We start from the raw sequence: 18999 nt of genomic DNA, 5'->3' as shown, positions 1-18999 counted from the left end.
AGAAACAAGGACGGTTCTATGAATTGGTTCCGCACGCGGTTGGCCGCTCGCCCGGTCGTCAAGAATCCGACCCGCCGCCTGACCGGCGAGGCGCTCGAGTCGCGGCGCCTGCTCGACGCGAGCGGCTTCGCCGGCAACGACTGCCCGCCGGAGCTCGACCTCTCGGCGGTTGCGTTCCCCTCGGCGATCGTCGGCGAGGAGCTGGTGCTCGACCTGCCGACGCTCGGCGCGACGCTCGTCGACCTCGACGCCGACGGCGAGCCGACAGGCGACACGCTCCGCTGGCTGGCCGACCCCGACACGGGCGTCGACTTCCCGGCCGGCGCGACGCTCAGCCCGGCCGGCGTGCTCACCTGGACGCCCACCGCCGACCAGCTCGGCGCGAACCGCGTAACGGTCATCGGCATCGACAGCGGCGCGCCGGCGCTGGCCGACGCCGAGACGTTCCAGATCACCGTGCTGCCGGCGAACCTCACCGAGCCCGACCTGGCGCCGATCGCCGACCAGCGTGTGAACGCCGGGAGCGAGCTCGTCTTCACGGTGAGCTCGTCCGAGCCGGACGCCGGCGAGACGCTCACCTTCACCCTCGGCGACGACGCGCCGGCCGGCGCCGCGATCACGAAGCTCGACGCCACGACGGCCGAGGTCCGCTGGACCCCCACCGAGGCGGACCTGGGCACGGCTTCGTTCACGGTCGAGGTGACCGACGACGGCGCGCCCAACCAGGCGGACAGCGAGGCCGTGTCGGTCGAGGTGCTGCCGGTCAACGTGGCGCCGAGCCTCGCCGAGATCGCCGACGTGTCGGCCAACGCGGGCGGGGAGCTGACCGTCACGCTGACGGCCACCGACCCCAACAGCGGCCAGACGCTCGTCTTCTTCCTCGACCCCGACACGGCCCCCGACGGGGCGACGATCACCGCGGTCGACGCGAACACGGCCGAGCTGCGCTGGACGCCCGACGCGTCGCTGATCGGGTCGACGGTCGAGATCGGCGTGCTCGTTTCGGACGACGGCCTGCCGCCGCTGGTCGACGCCGAGTCGTTCGAGGTGTCCGTCATCGAGGCGCTCGCCGCGCCGACGCTCGCGGCTATCGACGACCGCACGACGACCGTCGGCGAAGAGGTTGTCGTCGCGGTGACCGCGACCGACGCCAACGCCGGTGACACGCTCACCTTCTCGCTCGGCGCCGGCGCGCCGGCTTCGGCGACGATCACCCCGACCGGCGACGGCCGCACGGCCGAGCTCCGCTGGACGCCGACCGCGGCGGACGTCGGCGTGGCGTCGATCACGGTCGTCGTGTCGGACGGCGTGGCCGGCACGGCCGACGCGACCGAGTCGTTCGACGTGACCGTCGAAGCGGCGCCCGCCGCGCCGGTCCTCGATTCGATCGTCGACCAGGTAACGGGAGCCGGCGTCCAACTGAGCGTGCCGGTCTTCGCGACCGACCCGAACCCGGGCCAAACGCTCACGCTGTCGTTGCTCACCGAGGGGCTCCCCGCCGGCGTGGAGCTGACGCAGTCGCTCAGCGAAAACTCCAACGCCGTGGGCGTGGTGACCTGGACCCCCACGGCCGAGCAGGTGGCGGCCGGGCCGGTCACGGTCACCGTGCGGGTCGAGGACGACACGGCCGGCGGCCCGCTGTCCGACACCGAGTCGTTCGAGGTCCGCTTCGACACGACGCCGCCCGCGGTGTCCTCGGTCGCTACCGAGCTGTACGACGCGTCGATCCCCGGCATCGTGCTGCTGTTCAACGACGAGATGAACGCCGCCACCTTCGAAGCGGCCAGCTACACGCTCGAGGTCGTCGGCGGTGCGAACAACGGCCAGCTCATCCCGCTCACCGGCGCGACCAAATTGGGCGATGCGTCGGTCGAACTGGCGCTCGACGAGGCCCTCGCCGAGGGGAGCTACCTGCTGGAGATCAACGACGCGGTCGTTGGCGACCTGGCCGGCAACCTGCTGGAGGGGGTCAGGGCGTTTGTCTTCGGAGTGGCTGCCGGGTAGGCGGCCAGTGAGAGCCCCAACCCTCAGGCCTCGCGCCTCAAGCCTCGCGCCTCAAGCCTCTCCCAATCGGCGCCGCCGGAATAATTGGACTTCTTTGCCTAGCCTGCCGATTCCCAGGTCCAGGGCGCCATTGCGCGGCGCCGTTGGACGTTGGGGGGATCGGCCGATGCATTGCTATCTCGTGGACGCGCTTCGCCGTTTGGCGACGCTTTTGGTTCTCGTGGCGTTTTGGGGCGGGGCGTTCGCCGCGGCCTCGCCGCCCGAGCGGGTTGTCTACAACCCGGTGACCGGACGCTCGGAGTTCGAGCGCCAGCCCGGCGGCGGAGCGCCGCCCGTCCAGCCGCCTGTACGCATCGGCGACGCCAGCCGCGGCACGCGGCGCGTTGCGCCGGCGTCCCACGCCGAGCCTTGCGGCTGCGGCGATATCGGCTGTGCGGACTGCACGTACAGCGCCGACTCGTGCGGCGACCTGTGTGTCGACCCGATGGGCTGCGGCGCGACGGTCGCTCCGTGTGCGTCGGCGGGGGCGTACGCGGGGTTTGAGTTCACGTTCGTGAAGCCGCGGTTTAGCGACAACGTGGCGTTCACCACGACCGAGTCCGACGGCGCGGGGAGCGACACGCTCGGCGATACGCCGATCGATTACGACCTGGAGCTCACGCCGCGCGTGTTCGTCGGCTGGCGCCGGCCGCAGGGCGTGGGGTTCCGCGCGACCTGGTGGCGCTTCGACCACGCCGCCGCGGCGCTGTCGACGAGCCCGCCGGCCAACGGCTTCGGCCTCGTCGACCACCCCGACTTCGACGGCTTCGACGGCGTCGACTTGTCGAGCAGCGACCCGACCGACAGCTTCTCGGTCGCCAGCCGGCTCGACGCGTACGCGGTCGACCTCGAGGCGACCCACGACAGCCGCTTGGGCGCGTGGGAGGTGGGCGTTGGCGGCGGCCTGCGTTACGCGAGCGCGACGCAGGGTTACCAAGCCGAGCTGCGCAACTCCGCCGGCGACCTGCAGGGACAGATCGACTACCAGCAGAGCATCGAGGGCTTCGGCCCGACGATCTCGCTCTCGGCCCTCCGCCCGGTGACGCACCGCGCGGCGCTGTTCGTCCGCGGTCGTGGTTCGCTCTTGTTCGGCGACGGCGAGAGCCGTCTGGCCGCCGGCGAGGACCTCGACCTCACGACTCCCTTTACGACGACGCGGACCACCGGGCGCGACGACGTGCTGTCGATCGCCGAGGTGCAGCTGGGCCTGAAGTGGCGCGGCGACCGGTTCGCGCACGGACCGCACCGGCCGTTCTTCACCGCCGCGCTAGAGGGCCAGGTGTGGAACGGCGCCGGCACGCCGACCAGCGAGGACGGCACGCTCGGGTTCTTCGGCTTCGCGACCGCGGTCGGGTTGGATTGGTAGGTGGTAGCCGCAAGGCGCCAGGCCCTTGGGCCGAAGGCGCTAGCCTCGGGCCGCACCACACGTCGACTTGCCTGCCGCCCAACGCAGTGGCGAGAAAGGCGCCGAAGGGGAGCCGTTGCAACCGAAGGGTGTCGCGTCGGTTGAACGCAGCACGGCCCGCCACGCTTCGTTCGCCCGACGCTAGCGCGTGCGGCTCAAGCAGCGGCGTACACCACCGCGCCGCGGCAGAGCGTGGTGCGGAGCCAGCGGTCGTCCCAGGCGAAGAGGAGCCGGGCGAGCGGGTCGACGCGGCCGCGCTGCCAGTCGATGGTCGGCTTGGCGACGATCAGGTCAGCGGGCGCCCCCACGGCGAGCCGCCCCGCGTCGGCCAGGCCTGCGGCGTCGGCCCCGGCGTGCGTGATCTGCGCCCAAGCCTGGGCGGGCGTCGGGTAGCGGTCGCCCAGCCGGCTGGCGGTCTGGATCATCGCGCGTGCGACGCGGACCATCGAGCGTTCGTAGCCGGCGCCGACGTCGCTGCCGAGGCTCAGCCGCAGGCCCGACGCGACGAGCTCGTCGCGCCGCATGTCGCCCGCGCGGAGGAACGCGTTGGCCGTGGGGCAGTGGGCGACCACTGCGCCGGCCTGGGCGATCAGCTGTTGCTCTTGCGGGTCGAGCCAGACGCCGTGCCCGAGCAGCGTGCGCGGCGTGAGCAGGCCCGCGTCGGCGTACACCTGCGTGTAGCCGCGGCCGCCGAACGCCGCGGCGACGGCGCGGCACTCGTCGAGGGTCTCGCTCAGGTGGGTCTGCACGGCCGCGCCGGGTGTCTGCGCGGCCAGTCGCCCCGCGCCCTCGAGCAGCTCGGCCGAGCAAGACACGGCGAACCGCGGCGTGATCGCGGCCGCCACACGCTCGCCGGGTGGGAATCGGTCGAGCAGGTCGGCCGTCTGGTCGAGCAGCCGGGCGGGGTCGTCGACGAGCTCGTCCGGCGCGGCGCGGTCGCTCATCGTCATCCCGACCACGCCGCGGAGGCCGGCCGCGGCGAGCTGCTCGATCGCGGCGGCGGTCGCTTCGTGGTGGATGGTCGAGTACGCGCAAACGGCCGTCGAGCCGTGCGCGAGGAGCTGCCCGGCGGCTTCTCTGGCGGCCCGCGCGGCGAACGCGGCGTCGGCCCATTGGGCTTCGGCCGGGAACACGATCTCCTCCAGCCACTCCAACAGCGGCAAACCGTGCGCGCCGATCAGGCTGAACTGCGGCAGGTGCACGTGCGTGTCGACCAGGCCCGGCGCGACCAGGCAGCCGGGGCCGCCGAGGTCGGCGCTGGCCGGCGGCGGGCAGCGAGCCACCTCGGTGATGACCTCGCCCTCGATCCGCACGTAGCCGGACGCCAGCTCGACAGGCCGATCGGCGTCGCCGGGGCGTTCTAGCAGCAACTCACCAGCAACGATCATGTCGACGCCCCGCGCGGGGCCCCGGGGGGCGTGTTTTAGAGGGTCCGTCCGCCGGCCGCCGGGCGGGTGGCGAAGCAGGTGGGTTCGATGCCGGTCGCGGATCGGTACCGCTCGTGCAGCGCAGCGGCGACCGACTCCGCCTTGTCGGCCTCAACGAGCGACACCGTGCAGCCGCCGAAGCCGCCGCCGGTCATCCGCGACCCGATCACGCCGCCCGCGGGGCCGATCGCCTGGGCGATCTCGACCAGCTTATCGATCTCCGGCACGGTGATCTCGAAGTCGTCGCGCATGGCCGCGTGGCTCGCGTACATGAGTCGGCCCGCGGCGGGCCAATCGGACTGGGCGACGGCGGCGGCGGCTTGCTCGGTGCGGAGGTTTTCGCCGACCACGTGCCGCGCGCGGCGGAAGGGGAGGGGGCCGAGCTCGGCCTCGGCCGCGGCCACCCGCTCGGGCGTGGCGTCGCGCAGCTTGGCCACGCCGAGCGTGCGGGCCGCTTCTTCGCATTGGGCGCGGCGCTCGGCGTACTCCCCGCCGGTGAGCTCGTGCTTCACGTTGCTGTTGGTGATGAGGACCGCCACCGACCCGTCAGCCAGCGGGACCATCCGCGGCTCGCGCGAGCGGCAGTCCAGCAGCATCAGGTGGCCAGCGCGGCAGAGGGCCGAGCTGAACTGGTCCATCACCCCGCACGGCACGCCCGCCCCCTCGTGCTCGGCCCTTTGGCAGAGCAGCGCGCGCTCGGCGGGCGACTTGGCCACGCCCGTCAGCCCCTCGAGCACCAGCGCCAGCGAAACCTCCAGCGCCGCGGAGCTCGACAGCCCGCCGCCGAGCGGCACGGTCGACACGACCACCGCGTCCAGAGCCGGCGCGGCGACGCCCTCCCGGCGGTACGCGTCGAGCACCCCGCGCAGGTAGCCGGCCCAGCCCGGCACGCGCCGGCGGCCGCCGACGAGCGGCAGCTCGACCTGCTGGTCCATCGCGGCCGAGTAGAACCGGGCCGTGTCGCCCGACTCGCGCCGCGCGGCGGCCACGACCGTGTGCCGCTCGATGGCCATCGGCAGCACGAAGCCGTCGTTGTAGTCGGTGTGCTCGCCGATCAGGTTGACCCGCCCCGGCGCGGCGGCGACGACCTGCGGCTCGGCGCCGTAGCGCTCGCGGAACAACCGGCGCGCGTGATCGGCCAGTTGCGACAGCGGCGGGGCGGTCTGGAGCCATGTCGCCATCTGCGTTACTCCGCGCGGCGTGCGACCACGCCGATCGGCCCGTCGGCCGAGCGGTACGGGCGGAGCGTCACTTCGTAGGCGTAGGGCCCGGCGGGCAGGCGGTACTTCTCCAGCGGCAGCTGGCCCCACGAGTCGGTCCCCCCCAGGCCCATCTGCCGGTGGTCGATCTGCAGCGTGAGCCGGTCGCTCGGCTCGATCTCGTACGGGTGACCGGCCGCTTCGAGCGACTCGGGCGTGTACGGCCGCAGGGCGAACTCGAACGTGGGGCGGCCGACGACGATCAGCCCGCGGTCGGTCGGGCTCGTGAGGGCGAGCCAGCGAACGTCGGTCCGTTGGCCGTTCTCTTGGGGGCGAACGTAGTCGTGCGTGAGCCGGTCGGCGGGCATCGAGTAGCGGCCGAGGGGGGCGCTCGCCTTGCGGTCCCAGTGGTTCTCGTGCGGGCCGCGGCCGAACCAGGTGGCGGTCGCGATCGCCGGCGGCAGCTCGGTTTGCAAGCCGATCCGCGGGATCATCGGCAATGAGTCGTCGGCGTCGATCTCGTGCGCGACGACGAGGTCGCCCGCCCCGGTGAGGCGGTACGCAAGCGTTTCCTTGAGCTTGCCGCCGAGCGACGAGAAGACGACGCGAACCGACGCGGCCGCCGCCGACCGGTCGATTTCTTCGACCGACTCGACCGAGCGGCTCGACGCGACGTCGCGCCACACGCGGAGCTTCTCGTGCAGCTTCGCGCCGCGGTCGTTGTCGATCGGCGCGCGCCAGTAGTTGGGCGCGATCGGCGCGGCGAGCTGCTCTTCGCCGTCGAACACCAGCGACTCGACCAGGCCGCTCTGGCGGCCGATACGGACACGCGTGTCGCCGACGGTTAGCACGAACGCGTCGTCGGTCGGTTCGGTCTGCGATACATGAACATCGGGCGTGTCGGTGGCGGCGAATCGATCGGCCGGCGTGTCGATGGCGAACTGCGCCCAAGCCAGCTCGTGCCCGGCGGGCGCCCAGCGGGTGGCTTCCTTCTGGCGGTAGCTGACGGTGAGCGTGGTCTCTTGGCCGGCGAGCGGAGCGGGCTTCTTGAGCGGCAGCGCGACCTCGGCCGACTCGCCAGGGCCAAGCTCCGGCGCGGTCGTCGCGCCGCGGCCGACGACCGTGCCGTCGACCTCCAAGCGCCACACGAGCTCGACGCCCGCCAGCGAGCGGTGGTCGTAGCCGTTGGTGAGCTTGATCTTGCCGGCAGCCGCGTCGATTGCCTCGGTGTGGACCCGCTCGTACGCCTTCTTGGCTTCGGTGAGGCTCGGGTTGGGCTTGCGGTCGGGCTGCACGAGGCCGTTGCAGCAGAAGTTGCCGTCGGTCGGGTGGTCGCCGAAGTCGCCGCCGTAGGCCCAGAATTCTTGGCCGGCGTCGTTCTTCTTCACGAGGCCTTGGTCGACCCAATCCCAGATGAACCCGCCTTGCAGAAGGCGGTGGCGGCGGATCTCCGTCCAGTAGTCGGCCATGTTCCCGAGCGAGTTGCCCATCGCGTGCTCGTACTCGCAGAGGATCAGCGGCCGGTCGGTTTCGACGCCCTCGATCTCGCCCCGCGCGTACCGGACGATCTCGTCGATCGGCGCGTACATCGGGCAGCGGATGTCGGTGTTGCGGTCGGTGTACTCGGCGCGTTCGTACTGGACCGGCCGCGAGGGGTCGCGCTCTTTGATCCAGTCGTAGTTGGCCATGAAGTTGACGCCGTTGCCGGCCTCGTTGCCGAGCGACCAGATGATGACCGACGGGTGGTTCTTGTCGCGCTCGACCAACCTTCGCGCCCTGTCCAGGTGCGCGGGCCCCCATGCGGGGTCCTTGGCGAGCGACTCGGGGCCGTAGCCCATTCCGTGCGACTCGATGTTGGCCTCGTCGACCACGTACAGGCCGTACTCGTCGCACAGGTCGTAGAATTCCGGCGCGTTCGGGTAGTGGCTCGTCCGCACGGCGTTGATGTTGTGCCGCTTCATCAGCTCGATGTCGCGGATCATCGACTCGCGCTTCACGTAGTGGCCGGTGCGCGGGTCGTGCTCGTGCCGGTTCACGCCACACAGGTAGACCGGCCTTCCGTTGACGGTGAGCAACCCGTCGTCGATCGCGACCTCGCGGAAGCCGACGTTGACGGCGGTGGCCTCGATAACGCCGCCCTGCGCGTCAATCAGCGAGATGACGCAGCGGTAGAGATTCGGCTCTTCCGCAGACCAGAGCTCCGGCTTCTCGAAACCCACCTCCATGCGGCCGCCCATCGACGCGTCCGCCGGGTCGACCTCGACTTCGCTGACCTCACGACCGGCGTTGTCGTAAAACTGGAGATGCGTCGTGACCGCGTCGGGCCCGCTCACGTCGATCCGCGGAGTTATCACCCCGTCGGCGCCGTTCTCCTCGAGGCTGGGGATTAGCTCCACATCGACGATGTGCGTCTCGGGGACCGCCTCCAGATAAACGTCCCGAAAAATCCCGCTCAGGCGCCAGAAGTCTTGGCACTCCAGGTAAGAGCCATCGCTCCAGCGGAAAACCTGCGCGGCGAGGGTGTTCTGGCCGTCGGCGTTGAGATAGGGCGTGAAGTCAAATCGGGCCGGCGTGCGGCTGCCTTGGGAGTAGCCGACCCTCTGGCCGTTGCACCACAGGTACATGGCCGACTCGACGCCGTCGAAGCAGATCTCGATGGTGCGGCCTTCCCATTCGTCGGGCACGCTGAACTGGCGTAGGTACGAGCCGACCGGATTGCCGTGCGGCCCGGCGATCTTCGGCGGGTTCGGATCGAACGGGTACGGCACGTTCAGGTAGATCGGCTGGCCGAAGCCCTCGGTCTGCCAGTTCGACGGCACGCGGATCGTGTCCCAGCCGCTGGAGTCGAAGCCCGGCTCGTAGAAGTCCGTCGGGCGGTCCTCGGGGTTCGGGACCAGCTTGAAACGCCACTCCCCAGCGAGGCTCTTCACGTACGGCGACGCATACCGCCCGCCGTTCTCGCGCGTCGCGTCGCGGGCGGCTTCGGGCGTGTCGAAGCGGTAGAACGTCGCCCGCGGCGGCAGCGTGTTGCGGCCGAAGACCGCGGGGTTCTCCCAGTCGGGCGGAGCAGACTCCCCGCCCCCCGGTTGGTGGTGATCCGCCGCGGCCCGATCCTCGGCTTGCAAGTCGGCCGCGGCGAGGGCGCTACAAGCCAGAGCGAGCAGCATCTTGGTCGCGGCGCGGGCGGTCGGTTGTCCGCAGCGGCAGAAGCGGAGAGCCATCGACGGGCGAAGCCTCGGAGGAGGGCCGGGGGCGGGCTAACCGGCGCAGGATAACAGGCGGTCGAGCGGCGCGTCCACGCGGCGTCCGTGCGCGGCTGGCGATGCTGTCGGCCGCGGTCAATAATGCCGGGCCGATTGCGGCGGCCGCGCCGCCTTGTCTCGCCCCCCGTTCGCTCAGGACGACCGCTGTGGGAACTCTCGATCTGCTGGTCTTCGTGGCGTTCATCGCCGCGGTGGTTTGCGTGGGCCTCGTCAAGAGCCGCGAGGCCGACGGCGAGAAGGACTCGCAAGACTACTTCCTAGCGGGGCGCGGGCTCACCTGGTGGCTGGTCGGCTTCTCGCTGATCGCGGCGAACATCAGCACCGAGCAGTTCGTCGGCATGAGCGGCGCGGCGGCCAGCCACGTGGGCCTGGCGATCGCCAGCTACGAGTGGCTCGCGGCGGTCACGCTGGTGGTCGTGGCGTTCGGCTTCCTGCCGTACTTCCTGCGCGCGGGCATCTTCACGATGCCGCAGTTCCTCGAGTACCGCTACAACCGCGCCGCGCGCCTGATCATGGCCGCCGCTACGGTGCTGATTTACCTGCTGCTGCTCGGCGCGGTCACCTACTCGGGGGCGCTCACCGTGCGGACCCTTGGCGACAAGTACGGCATGGCGATCCCGCTATGGCAGCCGTCGCTGTTTATCGCCGTGGTGGCGATGGTCTACGTGGTCGCCGGCGGCTTGAAGGCCTCCGTGTGGGCCGACCTGCTGCAGGGCTCGGCCTTGATCCTCGGCGGCGCGATCGTGATGTGGCTGGCGCTCGCCAGGCTGGGCGCAGTCGAGCAAGCGGCGCGGGTCGTCGACGCGTCGACCGGCGAGGTGGCCGTCCAGACGCTCGACCCCGAAGCCGGGCCGATCGAGCGTTTCTTCGACCTCAACGCGAACCGGATGAACATGTTCCTGCCGGCCAGCGACCCGGTGCTGCCGTGGACCGCGCTGCTGCTCGGCGTGTGGATACCCAACTTCTACTACTGGGGCCTGAACCAGTACATCACGCAGCGCACGCTCGGCTCGTCGAGCCTGGCCGAGGGGCAGAAGGGGATCGTGTTCGCCGCGTACCTGAAGCTGCTGATCCCGTTCGTGGTCGTCGTGCCCGGCATCCTCGCGTTCAACCTGTTCCACGAGGACATGCGGGTCCTCGCGCGCAAGGACGTGGCCGGCGCGATGGCGAAGTACCTGAAGGCGAACCCCGAAACCGACTACGTACGCACCGTCGAGGGCCTCGACTCGGCCGAGGCGGCCGAGCACGCGGGGCCCGCCTATTTGCTCGCGCTTTACGATTCGGACGAGCAGCTCGCGGCGTTCAAGAAATTAAAAGTCACGAGCCCCTTCGTGCTGCCGATCCGACGCGACGACTTCGACAAGGCCACGCCCGTGGGCCGCCAGGTCTTCGAGAACCGCGAGGACCTTTCTTGGGATGAGGTCAACCCCGAGCTGGCCGCCGAGATCCAGGCCTACAACGCGGGCGTGCGTAGAGCCGCCGCCGCGGCGGGCGTGTCGCCCGAGTCGCAGGCGCTCGTCGCCTACAAGTACGACACGGCGCTCGGCCAATTGCTGGACCTGCTGCCACGCAACGGCCTGTTCGGCTTTGTCATGGCGGCGCTGCTGGGGGCGGTGATCAGCTCGCTGGCGGCGATGCTCAACGCGGCCAGCTCGATCTTCACCCTCGACCTCGTGCGCGGCACGGTCGCGCCGGACGCTTCGGACCGCACGCTCGTGCTAATCGGGCGGTTGGCGGTGGTCGCATTCGCGACGGTCGCGTGCGTTCTGTCGCCGCTGCTGAGCGACCCGGACATCAGCAATTCGGTCTTCACGATCATCCAGAAGGGCCAGGGCCTGCTGTCGCCGGGCGTGTTGGCGGTGTTCGTGCTGGGCCTGTTGCTCCGCCGCGCGCCGCGCGTTTGCGGCGTGGTCGGCTTGGTGCTGAACGTGATCGTGTACGGCGGGCTTTGGTGGATCAGCGAGACGACCCAGCTCTTCCAGGGGATCGGCTTCTTGAACAACTTCCTCAACTGGATGGCGATCTCGTTCGCGGTGTGCGTGGCCGTGATCGTCGCGCTGGCGAAGCTCGCGCCGCTGCCCGAGCCGATCGACTTCCACGCCGAAACCAGCCTCGACCTGACCGGCTCGCGCGGCGCGTGGATCGCTGGCCTCGTCGCCATCGGGCTGACGATCGCGCTGTACGCCACGTTCAGCCCGCTCGGCGTGGCGGGCATGTGACACCGCGGCGGCGCCAACACGCTGGGGGTTTCAGCCGAACGCGCTAGCGTCGGGCCAACGGAGCGGAGGGCGTCGCGCTTCGATTGCCCGAGGCTAGCGCCTTCGGCTCAAGAGGGGTACTGGGCCATTGGCGGTGTCTGTCGGCGGGCTACTCACTCGCCTCGTACACGCGGACCCAGTCGAACGCGTTGAGGTCGTCGAACGAGCCGACGCCCACGCGGCCCTCGCCGAAGGTCGTGTCGACAGCTTGCATCAGCAATTCGCCGTCGAAGTACACCGCGATGCGCCCGCTCTGGGTGTCGCGCTCCAGGCGGACGGTGTGCCATTGGTCGTCCCAGGGGGCGCCGTTCTGGTTGTCGGTGATCTTCGCGCGGTCGGCGCCGTCGACGATCTGGATCTGGCCGCTGTGCCGGTCGGGCTTCGCGCCCACGTGCGCGTAGTAGAAGTGGGCCGGGTCTTGCCAGCCGAAGAACACGCAGCAATCGCGGTGGCCGCCGGTGTCTTTGGTGCTCTTCACCCGCAGCTCGATCGCGCCGTCGGCGAGCGTGAGGCCCTGGACGAGCGCGACGTGCTTCGGGCTGCGGTGGGGCGGCTTGTAGTCGCTGTCGCGCGCGGTGATCTCGACGGTGCCGTCGTCGTTGACCCGCCAGGTCTCCGGGTCGAGGACCTCCCAGTGGGCGAAGCCGCGCTCGAACGAGTCGGAGAAGACCGGCTCGCCGTCGGTCTGCGCGGCGGCGGTCAATGGCGTGGCGGCGACGGCGCAAAAGAGAGCGAATCGGAGCGATTGCCGGTTCATGCTGCCACTGGTGTTTCAGAGGAGTAGAAGAGTAAAGAGAGAAGCAATCGGGTCTGGCCCGTAACTCAAAGGGGCCGACGCCGCTGGGCTCCTCTCGGAGTATCCTTGCTAGCAAGTCGCCGCGGCTCAACCCTCAGCGGCTGGCTTCAGGCTTCAGGCTTCAGGCTTCAGGCTTCAGGCTTCAGGCTTCAGGCGTCAGGCGTCAGGCGTCAGGCCTCAGGCCTCACCCCTCACCCCTCACCCCTCACCCCTCACCCCTCACCCCTCACCCCTCACTCCCGCTCCTGCGGGATCGCTTGTCCGTGAGGGTCGGTCGGCGACTCGGAGGTTTCGCTGTCGAGCTGCCGCCGCATAGCCAGGTCGGTCACGTGCTCGAGCCGCTCGGCCTGCGGGTGGATCCGGTCGGGCGTCATGCCGGCGCGCTCGACCAGGTAGTGCTCCCACAACCGGTGGGAGCGGATCAGCTGCGCGGCGAGTGCGACGCCGGTCTCGGTTAACTTCACGCCGCGATCGGTCGGGCGGACAACGCCGCGGCTTTGCAGCCGGAGCAGGACCAGCCGGAGCGGCATTCGGCGGCAGAGCAGGCGCTCGCGGAGCTCTTCGACGGCGAGCGGCGTGTCGTGGCTCTCGTCGGCCCGGTAGAGCGCGCCGAGCACGTCCTCGCCGAGCTCGCGGAGCGACAGGCGCACGCGACGCACCGTGCGGCTGACGACGCCTTGCTCCGGCGCGAAGAGCATCGCCAGCGTGAAGCCCGCGCCGGTCGCCAGGGCCATCATGCCGGCGGTGGTCGTGCTGCGGTAGCCGAACCAGGCGGGCACGCTGACAGCCGCCACGTGGCCGGCCGCGGCGCTCGCCGCGGCGATCGCCACGCTGAGCAGGACCATCACGCCGAGCCGGTGGGTGAGCAGGCGGGCGGTCGCGGGCGGCGCGACGAGCATCGCGACCACGAGGATGTTGCCGACCGCCTCGAAGCTCGCCACGGCGGTCACCGCGACGAGCGTCATCAGCGAGTAGTGCATCCAGCCGGCGCCAAACCCGCTGGCGGTGGCGAGCTGCGGGTCGAACGACGCGATCCGCAGCTCTTTGAACAACAGCGCCACGTACAGCGCGTTGACCAGCAGCACCGCGGCGAGCACCACGACCACGCGCGGCGCTTCCAAGCCGAACACCCGCCAGGTGTCGAGCGGCGTGAGCTCGATCGCGCCGTAGAGCACGCAGCCCGGGTCGAGGTCGACGTGGTCCGCCGCGCGCACGATCATCACCAGGCCGATCGCAAACAGCGACGTGAACACCACGCCCATCGACGCGCCTTCGTCGACCTGTCCCACGCGGTGCACCCACTCGGTGAAGAAGGCCGTGAGCACGCCCACGGCGACCGCGCCGAGGAACATCGGCAGGCTGCTGCGTTGGTCGGTCAGCAGGTACGCGGCGGCCAGGCCGGGCAGGACGGCGTGGCTGATGGCGTCGCCCAGGAGGCTCATCCGCCGCAGCACAAGGAAGTTGCCCAGCAGGGCCGAAGCGACCGCGCACAGCGCGCCCGCGGCGATGATCCAGCCGTCGAGCTCCCAGCTCCAAGCCACGGGGGGCGGCGTCATCGGGGCGCCTCCTCCGGGGCCGGGTCGATCGCGTGCGGGCTCTCGGGGGGCAGGCCCAGGCGGCGTTGGTCGAGCAGCCGTTCGAGCTCGTCGATCGTCTCGGGGTCGAGCACGTGCTCGATCGCGTCGGCGCCGCGGTCCACGCGCGACGGCGCCACGTCGGCGTGGGTGATGAGGTACATCTCCCACAGGCGGTGCTGGCGGGTGAGCCGCTGCGCTTCCAGCAAGCCCCGGCTGGTCAGCCGGACCTCCGCGGCCGGGCCGCGCTGAACGAGCTCCTTGTGGCGGGCTCGGCGGATCAGCTGGCGCAGCTCGGCGGCGCCCCAGCTGCGCATCTCGAGCAGCCGGGCGAACGTCGCGCTGTCGGCCGATTCGGTCGCCTCGTAGACGGCGCGGAGCAGGTGCTCGCGTGCGATCCGTTGGAGGAATCGCCGCCGGCGTCGGTAGCGTACGATCAGCCCACGCCGGCTGCCCAACAGAGCGCTAAACAAGAAAAGCGAGGCCGCGCAGAGGACGATCATCGCCCCGGAGGGGAGCTTCGGCGCGGCCGCGCTGGCCACCGCGCCCGCGAAGGCGCTCGCCGCGCCGATCGCGCCGGCGAGCAGCGTCATCGCGAGGAGGCGGTCGGTCCAGAAGCGCGCGGCCGCGGGGGGGATGACCAGCAGCGCGATCATCAGCACGAGGCCGACGGCTTGCAGCCCGATGATCGTGACCAGCACGACCATGCCCATCAGCAGCGTGTCGAGCCAACCGGCGCTGAATCCCCGGGCGGAGGCGAAGCCGGCGTCGAAACAGAGCAGCATCAGCTCTTTGAAGCAGAGCGCCGACAAAGCCAAGCAAGCGACGGCCGCGCCGGCGATGAGCCACGCGTCGCTCGAGAGCATGGCGGCCGTCTTGCCGTAGATGAACGACTCGAGGCCGGCCGCGTGGCCGGTGGGGGTCTGTTGCACCACGCCGAGCAGCGCCGCGCCCGCGCCGAAGAACACGCTGAGCACGATTCCCAGCGCGGCGTCCTCCTTCAGGCGGGTGAAGCGGCGGATCGCGAGGATCGCGCCCACGCCGAGCACGCCGGTCGCGGCGGCGCCGGCCAGCAGCAGCGGCAGAGACTTGCCGTCGGCCCCAAGGGCCGACGCGGCGAGGAACGCGATCGCGATGCCCGGCAGCGTGGCGTGGGCGAGCGCGTCGCCCAGCAGCGCGCGCTTGCGTAGCAGGGTAAAGCTGCCGACCACGCCCGCGGTGAGCCCCAGGAGCGTCGCGCCGAGCACGACGACGCGTGTGTTGTAGTCGCGCAACAACAGCAGGTCCGCCGCGCCTCGCCAGTCGGACCAATCCCCGAAAGCGGCGGCGATCACAGGGCGCGCTCCCGGCGGCGGATGGCCTCGGTCGCCTCGTCGAGCAGGGTCAGCCGGCCGCCGTAGGTCTTCTGGAGGTTCTCTTGTGTGAACACCTCGTCGACCGCTCCGTGAGCGACGACCCGCATGTTGAGCAGCACCACGCTGTCGAAGTAGTCGGCGACGGTTTGCAAGTCGTGGTGCACGACGAGCGCCGTCTTGCCGGCCTCGCGCATGTCGCGCAGCAGCTCGACGATGGCCGCCTCGGTGGCCGCGTCGACCGCGGCGAACGGCTCGTCCATGAAGTAGAGGTCGGCGTCTTGCACGAGGGCGCGGGCGAGGAAGGTCCGCTGCTGCTGGCCGCCGGAGAGCTGGCTGATCTGCCGCCCCGCGAGGTCCGCGATGCCGACCCGATCGAGCGCCTCCATCGCTCGGCGGCGGTGCGACTTGCCGACCGGGCGGAACCAGCCGATCTCTCGGTAGAGGCCCATCGCGACCACGTCGAGCGCGTCGATCGGGAAGTCCCAGTCGACGCTCTCGCGCTGCGGCACGTAGCCCACGCGGTGGCGGTTCGTGCGGTAGGGCTCGCCGAACACCCGCACGCGGCCGGAGGCCTTCGGCACGAGGTCCATCACGGCCTTCAGCAGCGTGCTCTTGCCCGCGCCGTTCGGCCCGACCACGCCGACGAGCTGGCCCGGGCCGATGTCAAAACCGACGTCCCAGATGACCGGCTTGCGGTGGTACGCGACGGTCAGGTCGTGCACCGACAACGGCAGCAGCGCTTCCTCGGAGGTCGGTGAGATCACCGCGCGGCCTCCTCCTCGGCGCCGGCGAGCGCGCCGCTCATGCCGCCAGGGGGGGCGTCGCCGCCGAGGGCGCGGGCGACGGTCGTGGCGTTGTGGTCGATCATGCCCACGTAGGTCCCCTCGTACGTGCCGGCCGCGCCCATCGCGTCGGAAAACAGCTCGCCGCCGATCTTGACCGCGTGCCCACGCGACGCGGCGCCGTCTACTAGCGCTTGGATGTTCTTCGGCGACACGCTGCTCTCGACGAAAACGGCGGGCGCCTCGCGTGTGACCAGCAGCGAGACCAACTCGTTTACGCGGCGGAGGCCGGCCTCCGACTCGGTCGACAGGCCCTGCACGCCAAGGACCTCGATCTCGTACGCGCGGCCGAAGTAGTTGAACGCGTCGTGCGAGGTGACCAGCACGCGCCGCTCGGCGGGGACCGACGCGACCACGCGCCGCACGTACTGATCGAGCTCCGCCAGCCGCGCCGCGTAGGCGTCCGCTCGCTTCGCGAAGGCCTCTGCGCGGTCGGGGCGGAGTTCGGAGAGGGCTTCGGCGACCGCGTCGACGCACGCCGACCACGCGCCGACGTCCATCCACACGTGGGGGTCGGGGTGACCGGCCGCGTCGTCGGGCTCGAGCAGCTTCGACTCGTCGATCAGTTCGGTCACCGCGTACACCGGCCGCGAGCGGCCCACCTTCACGAGCGTGTCGGCCATCTTCCCTTCGAGCATCAAGCCCGAGTAGAAGACCGCGTCGGCGTCGAGGATGGTCTGAACGTCGTCGCGGGTAGCCTTGTAGAGGTGCGGGTCGACCCCCGCGCCCATGATCTGGGTGACCTCGACCGCGTCGCCGCCGACTTCGCGGACCAAGTCGGCGACCATGCCCGTGGTGGCGACCACCCCGAGCGGCCCGTCGGCCGTCGCGGCGACCGATTCTCCTGGTTGCCTCGCGCACCCGGCGGCGAGCAACGCGGCGGGCAGCATCAGGAGCAGCGAGGCGGCGGGCGTCGGTCGCACAGCGGGTCTTCCTTGGTATCGAACGAGATCGGTCCGGCCATTGTATCCTAGGCTAAATTGCCAAGCCTGACTAGGCGGCGCCGCCCAGCGGCTGGCGGCGGCCAGCGCTATCGGCCATCCTGGATTCTGGCGGCCGGGGCGCCGCCGTGTCCGCACCGATCGATCCCCGTGCGAGCCGATGCCCGACTCGACGCCCGAAACGCAGTCCGCACCGCCCGTCAGCGCGTCCAGGCCGTTCCGCCGCACGCGGAGCGACCACGCGAGCGAAACCGCCGAGGACTACGTCGAGGCGATCTCGCAAGCGATCCAGTCCAACGGCGTGTGCCGCAATGCGGACCTCGCGCGGCTGTTCGCGGTTAGCCACGTAACCGTCAACAAGACGATCGGCCGCTTGCAGAAAGAGGGCCTCGTCGACACCGAGCCGTACGGCCCAGTCAAGCTGACCGAAGCAGGCGAGAAGCTCGCCGAGGAGTCGCGCCGGCGGCACGAGTTGGTGCTGCGATTCTTGCTCTCCCTCGGAATCAGCCGGCCGGTCGCCGAGGTCGATTCCGAGGGGATCGAACACCACGTGAGCGCCGAAACGCTGAGCGCATTCCAGCGTCACATCGAGCGGATGCGCGAGGGAGAGTGAATCCCCTCATGAATCGTCGTGGGGCGAAAGCTCTACCTACGGCGGTTTTTTGTTGATCCGCGTTCGCCGGCAGTTAAAGTCCACCCGCGTTTCGTTGGCCTCGAGCCGACCGACTCCAACACGCCGGGGGGACGGATGCGTTTGGGAATGTTGGCTGCAGTGGCGGCTGCCGCTGCGCTCCCCACCGGGGCGTTTGCTCAGCTATTGGTCACCGAGGTGATGTACGACCCGGCGTCCGACGAGGGCCGCTGGGAGTGGATCGAGGATTCCAAAATCGGCTGAATAGCCGAGAGAAACGGGTTTCCGGCGTTTGCCGGTGCAAAATCCGGGGCAAGTGCTGGTCAGTCGGTCGGTTGCAAGTCGCGGTTGTCTGACTCAGCCTCTCCCGCCCTGCGCCACCTTAGGGCGATCGACGACGCAAGAGCCGCGGCTGCCGCGAGCAGCGTTGCTAGGCCGCCAGGCTCGTACCCTGCTTCGAGCAAATAGAAACCGATTCCGACGAGGGCGAGGATGAACAGCGATGCCAGCAGTTGAGAAGTGAGAGCAGTCCCGGCTTCCCAACGGATGGCAGTCTTCGCAAGGGCGGCCTCGAGACAATCAATTTCGTGGCGGTGGGCCTGTTCCCTCTCAGCCATAGCGAATAGCCGGTCAGGGTAGGCCGGATTTATCGCGGCGAACTCGCGAAGCGACTCGGGCGATGCAACGGGCCCCGTCCATTCCGTGTACTGATACCGCTCCGACGACTCGTAGAAGATGCCGCCGCCCGGCGACTCTGCGACTTCCGCTTGCAGGTGGTCGCCGAGAGAAGACGACTCCGCCGTAACGATCCGCTGGGAAGTCGAGCCGGGGTCACGGTCCGACGGCTGGCGCTGTTCGTCGGTCACTTGCTGCCGGCAAAAAACTGTGAGACCGCCTTCCGCGAGTCGGCTGCCAGGTTCGCCCGATCTTGGACGAAGCCCGCCCCGCCCGTGAGTAAGAACTCGGACACGCGGATCCGCCGGGGGCCAGGATCAGCTACGGCAGCGAGACCGCGGCGAAGCCCACGGGACGTGGCCTTCTTGACGACTAGACGGCGGAATTTCTTGCGATCGTTTTGCATATTTAGATCCTATGCCAAATCCGTCGGCTTTCAACTAGCCCGGCTTGAGCCAGACTGCAGGAGGCAAGCTGGCTTTGCGAAACCGGCCCTCTGTGCGGCCGTCTCGCGGCCTCCGGCGGGTCGGGTCGATGCCTGGGACGCCTCGCCGTGCGACGCGTTAGGGGGCCGCTACGGGGCTCGGCGG

Annotated in this window: 14 protein-coding genes; 5 read left to right on the top strand and 9 right to left on the bottom strand. The window is 70.2% G+C overall.

Features of this window, described 5'->3' with window-relative positions; translation table 11 throughout:
- Nucleotides 1–18 precede the first annotated feature (18 nt).
- A complete protein-coding gene (locus RIC11_RS07610; protein WP_350209945.1) occupies nt 19–2004 on the top strand; it encodes a putative Ig domain-containing protein in 1986 nt (661 codons plus the stop codon).
- Between the two features lie 199 nt (nt 2005–2203).
- Nucleotides 2204–3409 carry an Lpg1974 family pore-forming outer membrane protein gene (locus tag RIC11_RS07605; RefSeq protein WP_350209943.1) on the top strand — a complete coding sequence of 402 codons (1206 nt, stop codon included), beginning with the start codon at nt 2204–2206 and terminating at the stop codon, nt 3407–3409.
- 194 nt (nt 3410–3603) lie between these two features.
- On the opposite strand, the gene RIC11_RS07600 is transcribed toward RIC11_RS07605, so the two are convergent.
- Genes RIC11_RS07600 through lacZ form a run of 3 tightly spaced genes read right to left on the bottom strand, consistent with a single transcriptional unit; the run spans nt 3604 to nt 9295 of the window.
- Nucleotides 3604–4836 (bottom strand): amidohydrolase family protein, encoded by a 1233-nt coding sequence (locus tag RIC11_RS07600; RefSeq protein WP_350209941.1) that lies wholly within the window; start codon nt 4834–4836, stop codon nt 3604–3606.
- A gap of 35 nt (nt 4837–4871) precedes the next feature.
- Complete coding sequence (gene galK / locus RIC11_RS07595) at nt 4872–6056, bottom strand: galactokinase (protein ID WP_350209940.1); 1185 nt, start codon at nt 6054–6056, stop codon at nt 4872–4874.
- A 5-nt stretch (nt 6057–6061) separates the two neighbouring features.
- Nucleotides 6062–9295, bottom strand: a complete 3234-nt coding sequence (lacZ, locus tag RIC11_RS07590; RefSeq protein WP_350209938.1) for a beta-galactosidase, LacZ type — start codon at nt 9293–9295, stop codon at nt 6062–6064.
- 188 nt (nt 9296–9483) lie between these two features.
- On the opposite strand from lacZ, the gene RIC11_RS07585 reads away from it, so the two are divergent.
- A complete protein-coding gene (locus RIC11_RS07585; protein WP_350209936.1) occupies nt 9484–11556 on the top strand; it encodes a sodium:solute symporter family transporter in 2073 nt (690 codons plus the stop codon).
- A 148-nt stretch (nt 11557–11704) separates the two neighbouring features.
- On the opposite strand, the gene RIC11_RS07580 is transcribed toward RIC11_RS07585, so the two are convergent.
- The 5 genes from RIC11_RS07580 to RIC11_RS07560 all read right to left on the bottom strand — a co-directional run bounded on the left by RIC11_RS07580 (nt 11705) and on the right by RIC11_RS07560 (nt 17085).
- Complete coding sequence (locus tag RIC11_RS07580) at nt 11705–12352, bottom strand: LamG domain-containing protein (protein WP_350209934.1); 648 nt, start codon at nt 12350–12352, stop codon at nt 11705–11707.
- Nucleotides 12353–12624: 272 nt separating this feature from the next.
- Nucleotides 12625–13947, bottom strand: coding sequence for a metal ABC transporter permease (locus RIC11_RS07575; RefSeq protein WP_350209932.1), 1323 nt, complete (start codon nt 13945–13947; stop codon nt 12625–12627).
- Nucleotides 13944–15299: a metal ABC transporter permease gene (locus tag RIC11_RS07570; protein WP_350209930.1), complete on the bottom strand. Its 1356-nt coding sequence runs from the start codon at nt 15297–15299 to the stop codon at nt 13944–13946. Before RIC11_RS07570 ends, RIC11_RS07575 begins: the two co-directional genes overlap by 4 nt.
- Entirely contained in the window at nt 15296–16084 is a 789-nt protein-coding gene (locus RIC11_RS07565) for a metal ABC transporter ATP-binding protein (RefSeq protein ID WP_350209928.1), read from the bottom strand. The genes RIC11_RS07570 and RIC11_RS07565 overlap by 4 nt, the downstream gene beginning before the upstream one ends.
- A complete protein-coding gene (locus RIC11_RS07560; RefSeq protein WP_350209926.1) occupies nt 16081–17085 on the bottom strand; it encodes a metal ABC transporter solute-binding protein, Zn/Mn family in 1005 nt (334 codons plus the stop codon). The genes RIC11_RS07565 and RIC11_RS07560 overlap by 4 nt, the downstream gene beginning before the upstream one ends.
- A 178-nt stretch (nt 17086–17263) precedes the next feature.
- Between RIC11_RS07560 and mntR the strand changes: the two genes are divergently transcribed.
- Both mntR and RIC11_RS07550 read left to right on the top strand, forming a co-directional pair.
- Complete coding sequence (gene mntR / locus RIC11_RS07555) at nt 17264–17716, top strand: manganese-binding transcriptional regulator MntR (protein ID WP_350209924.1); 453 nt, start codon at nt 17264–17266, stop codon at nt 17714–17716.
- A 135-nt stretch (nt 17717–17851) separates the two neighbouring features.
- Nucleotides 17852–17998: a hypothetical protein gene (locus tag RIC11_RS07550; RefSeq protein ID WP_350209922.1), complete on the top strand. Its 147-nt coding sequence runs from the start codon at nt 17852–17854 to the stop codon at nt 17996–17998.
- 59 nt (nt 17999–18057) lie between these two features.
- On the opposite strand, the gene RIC11_RS07545 is transcribed toward RIC11_RS07550, so the two are convergent.
- Entirely contained in the window at nt 18058–18600 is a 543-nt protein-coding gene (locus tag RIC11_RS07545; RefSeq protein WP_350209920.1) for a DUF2335 domain-containing protein, read from the bottom strand.
- Nucleotides 18601–18999 lie beyond the last annotated feature (399 nt).

This window comes from Botrimarina sp., assembly GCF_040219535.1.
In the GTDB taxonomy this organism is placed as follows: Bacteria; Planctomycetota; Planctomycetia; order Pirellulales; family Lacipirellulaceae; genus Botrimarina.
The sequence above is the reverse complement of the archived record's forward strand: the minus strand, read 5'-3'. Positions and strand labels throughout refer to the sequence as shown.